Genomic DNA, 1,503 nt, shown 5'->3' with positions numbered 1-1,503 from the left:
GGGGGTGTCAGATGGTCTGTGTAAGTCCAGTGCTCATCAGTGAGAGGACAATCTATGAGCATGGCGTTAGACGATAAGCAGCACGACGACGGTCAGCAGCTGCCTGAGTTGGCTGAGCCGCGTTCGACCGCGGAGGTGGCCGAGGCGCTGGAGGCCTCGGGCATGGTCGATGAGTTGTTGGCCCAGATCGATACCGGCCAGGTCCAGATCACCGGCGACGGCGGCCTGATCCCGGGTCTGATCAAACTCGCCCTCGAACGCGGCCTGAAGGCCGAGCTGACCGATCACCTCGGCTATGCCAAGGGCGATCCGGCCGGTCGGCAACTGCCCAACGCCCGCAACGGGTCGAGCCCGAAAACGGTGGACTCCGCGGCCGGGCCGGTCGAGTTGAACGTTCCTCGTGACCGTGCCGGCACGTTCACCCCACGCTTGGTACCGAAGGGTTCCCGCCGGCTCGGCGGGCTCGATGACATGATCATCTCGCTGTATGCCGGCGGCATGACGTTGCGCGACATTCAGCATCATCTGGCCTCGACGATCGGCACCGATCTGTCGCATGAGACGATCTCGAAGATCTGCGACGAGGTCCTCGACGCGGTCGATGAATGGCAGAACCGGCCGCTGGAGGCCTTGTATCCCGTCATCTACCTCGACGCCCTGGTGGTGAAGGTCAAAGACGGCGGTCATGTCCGAAACAGGCACGCCCACATCGCTATTGGCGTCGACATGGCCGGCGTCAAGCATGTGCTGGGCATCTGGATACAAGCCGAGGAAGGCGCGAAGTTCTGGGCCGGGGTGTGTGCGAATCTGGCCAACCGCGGCGTCAAGGACGTGCTCATCGTGTGCTGCGACGGGTTGACCGGGTTCCCCGAAGCGATCGAGGCGACCTGGCCATTGGCCACGGTGCAAACGTGTGTGGTGCATCTGATTCGCAACTCGATGCGGTTCGTGAACTACAAGGACCGCAAAGACGTCGCGCGGGCGATCAAACCGATCTACACCGCCCCCGACGCCGAGACCGCCCGCCGCGAATGGGAAGCCTTCCGAGACTCCGAACTGGGGACCAAATATCCGAGTGCGGCAGCAGCTTTCGATCGAGCGTGGGACCGGTTCATTCCGTTCTTGGCGTTTCCGCCCGAGCTCCGCAAAGTCATCTACACCACCAACTCGATCGAGTCGCTGAACTACCAGCTCCGCAAGGTCATCAAGAATCGGGGACATTTCCCCAACGATCTCGCGGCGCGCAAACTGCTGTGGCTGGCTATCTGCGACATCGAGGACAAACGGGCCCGGCAACGCGAGAAGGAACGCGGCAAGCCCGCCGCCACGCGCAGAGCCCCCGGCAGACTCGTCGAGGGCCAAGTCGTGACGAACTGGAAACAGGCCCTCGGGCAACTAGCCCTGGCCTACCCCGACCGCATCGAACCCCACCTCAACTAGACCCAACCAGCAACCACAGGAAACCCAGGAGTCACGTTCTTACACAGACATCTTGACAAGCTC

General features: G+C 62.5%; 1 protein-coding gene. It reads left to right on the top strand.

Annotated features, from left to right (window positions below; translation table 11 throughout):
- Nucleotides 1–54: 54 nt before the first annotated feature.
- The gene (locus ACWDTF_RS24805; protein WP_165629940.1) at nt 55–1,440 is read left to right on the top strand and encodes an IS256 family transposase; all 1,386 of its coding nucleotides are present in this window, start codon (nt 55–57) and stop codon (nt 1,438–1,440) included.
- Nucleotides 1,441–1,503 lie beyond the last annotated feature (63 nt).

The sequence above is a fragment of the Gordonia sp. NPDC003422 genome, from assembly GCF_053588675.1.
The sequence above is the reverse complement of the archived record's forward strand: the minus strand, read 5'-3'. Positions and strand labels throughout refer to the sequence as shown.